Source organism: Streptomyces sp. YS-3, from assembly GCF_045257485.1.
Lineage (GTDB): Bacteria > Actinomycetota > Actinomycetes > Streptomycetales > Streptomycetaceae > Streptomyces.
On the sequence record NZ_JBJHPC010000753.1, the window covers coordinates 1 to 2,909 of the forward strand.

Below are 2,909 nucleotides of genomic sequence, written 5' to 3' on the forward strand. Positions count from 1 at the left end.
CCCGGCAACCTTTCACCCCCTCGGCGACCACAAATAAGCGGATCCGGCCCGTTCCGGGCGGTGGGATCCGTTGTGTCTCGGTGAACGGCTGCAAGGAGAACACCCCCCTCATGAACAACCCCATGCACAGCGCGCGCCGCGGGCGGCATCGTCGTCGTTGGACCGCCACCGGGCTGCTGCTCGGCGTGCCCGCCATCGTCCTGCCGTACTGCCTGTTCGTGCAGGACGACTCGCAGGCCGCGACCGTCGACGGCGATGCCTACTACCAGCTGGTCTCCGTACGCAGCGGCAAGGTGCTGGACGTCAACGGCTTCTCCACCGCCGACGGCACGCGTATCCAGCAGTGGACCGACCAGCACACCGCCAACCAGCAGTGGAGGCTGAAGTCCGCCGGGGGCGGCTACTACGAGCTCGTCAACCGCAACAGCGGCAAGGTGCTCGGCATAGCGCGCGATTCCACCGCCCGGGCCGCCGTCGCCGAGCAGCAGACCGACCGGGCCTCCGCCTCCCAGCAGTGGCGGATCGACGACGTGGGCGGTTCCGGGGCCGTCACCCTCACCTCTCGCCGGAGCGGGCAGGTTCTGGATGTGCTGGGGGGTTCCCCGGCCGAGGGTGCCGCCGTCGTCCAGTATCCGGGCCGGGGCAGCACCAACCAGCAGTGGAAGCTGGTCAAGGCCGGCGAGGCACCGGCGGCCGGGAGCGGGAGTGGGAGCGGTGGGGCGCAGGCCCCGGCCGCCGCGGGGCCGTACACCTGGAAGAACGCCCCGGTCGTCGGCGGCGGTTACGTCACCGGCCTGGTGTTCAACCCCCGCGAGAAGGGCCTGCTCTACGCACGCACCGACATGGGCGGCGCCTACCGCTGGGACACCGGGGCCCAGCAGTGGATCCCGCTCACCGACTGGGTCGGTGAGAAGGACTGGAACCTGCTGGGCATCGACTCGCTGGCCACCGACCCCGTCGACCCCGGCCGGCTCTACCTCGCCGCCGGTACCTACACCAACGAGTGGGCGGGCAACGGCGCGATCCTGCGCTCGGCCGACCGGGGCCGCACCTTCCAGCGCACCGAACTGCCCTTCAAGCTCGGCGGCAACGAGGACGGCCGCGGGGCCGGGGAACGGCTCGCGATCGATCCCGCGCACCCCGGCACCCTGCTGCTGGGCACCCGCAAGAACGGTCTGTGGCGCAGCACCGACCACGGGGTGACGTGGAGTCAGGTCTCCGCGTTCCCGGTCAGGGGCGGGGCGAGCAGTGGCACGGGCATCTCCTTCGTGACGTACGGCCCGGCCGGGAGCGGGACGGTCTACGTGGGTGTCGCCGACAAGTCCACGTCCCTGTACCGCTCCACCGACGGCGGCAACACCTGGCAGGCCGTCCCCGGGCAGCCCACCGGGCAGCTGCCGCAGCACGGCGTGTTCTCCGGTGACGGCTCGCTGTACCTGACGTACACCAACACGCCGGGTCCCAACGGGGTGACGGCCGGCTCGGTGTGGAAGTACACGCCCAAGGGCGGCGCGTGGAAGGACGTCTCGCCGTCCCGGGGCGGTTACGGGTTCTCCGGCCTGGCCGTCGACCCGCGCAGGCCGTCCACGGTGATGGTCACCACCCTCGACCGCTGGTGGCCCCAGGACGAGATCTACCGGACCACCGACGGCGGCGGGACCTGGAAGGCGCTGGCCTCGAAGTCGGTACGGGACGCCTCCGGCGCTCCTTACGTCGGTACCGGCATCGGGCACTGGATGACCGCCCTGGCCATCGATCCCTTCGACTCCGGGCATGTGCTGTACGGCACCGGCAGCGGCATCTGGGGCAGCGAGGACGCCGACGCCGGCGACAGCGGCGGCACCAGCCACTGGACCGTGGGGGCCCGGGGGCTGGAGGAGACCGCGCTGGCGGACGCGATCGCCCCGCCCGGCGGCGCCGCCGTCATCACCTCCATGGGCGACCAGGGCGGTTTCCGCCACGACTCGCTGACCGGGGTGCCCGCCGGGCAGCTGAAGAACCCGACGATGACGAACAGCACCGACATCGACTTCGCGCAGTCCAATCCCTCGGTGATGGTCCGCGTCGGCCGGGGCGGCGCGCAGGACGGCGCCTACTCCACCGACGGCGGCGGCACCTGGAAGGGCTTCGGGTCGGAGCCGGTGGGCGGCGCCGACAGCGGCCATGTCGCGCTCTCGGCGGACGGCTCCGTCATCGTCTGGACCGAGGCGGGTCAGGCCCCGTACCGCTCGACCGACAAGGGGGCGAGCTGGTCGAGGGCGGGCGGTCTGGGCACCGGCGCCGTGGTCGTCGCCGACCGCTCCGCCGCCAGGACCTTCTACTCGCTCTCCGGCGGCACGCTCTACGCCAGCACCGACGGCGGCGCGAGCTTCACCGCCCGCGCCACCGGCCTGCCCGGTGACCGGCTCGCCGCCGTTCCCGGCGTCGCCGGGGACCTGTGGATCTCCGGGGGCGGCAAGGGGCTGCTGCACTCGACCGACGGCGGCCGTACGTTCAGCACGCTCGGCTCCGTGCGGTCCGCCGCCGCGCTCGGCTTCGGCAAGGCCGCGCCGGGCGCCTCCTACCAGGCCCTCTACCTGATCGGTACGGTCAAGGACGTCACCGGCGTCTTCCGCTCCACCGACCGGGGCGCCACCTGGCTCCGCGTCAACGACGACGCCCACCAGTGGGGCAACTTCGCCGGGACCGGTGTCATCACGGGTGACCCGGACGTCTACGGCCGGGTGTACGTCGGCACCAACGGACGCGGTCTGCTGTACGGCGACCCGTCCTGACGCCGGCGCCCCGGCGGGGCCGCGGCCATTGACGGCCCGGTCCCGCCGGGGCCCGGGCCGCCGCCCGTCCTCACGCGCAGTGGCTTCCTCACGCGCAGTGGCTGTCGAACCCGCCGACCCCGGCCGGCCCCCGCC

At 73.0% G+C, this 2,909-nt stretch carries 1 protein-coding gene; it reads left to right on the top strand.

Annotated features, from left to right (window positions below; translation table 11 throughout):
- Positions 1–110 precede the first annotated feature (110 nt).
- On the top strand, positions 111–2,774 hold the full coding sequence (locus ACJA3G_RS34295; protein ID WP_406556939.1) for an RICIN domain-containing protein: 2,664 nt from the start codon (positions 111–113) through the stop codon (positions 2,772–2,774).
- Positions 2,775–2,909 lie beyond the last annotated feature (135 nt).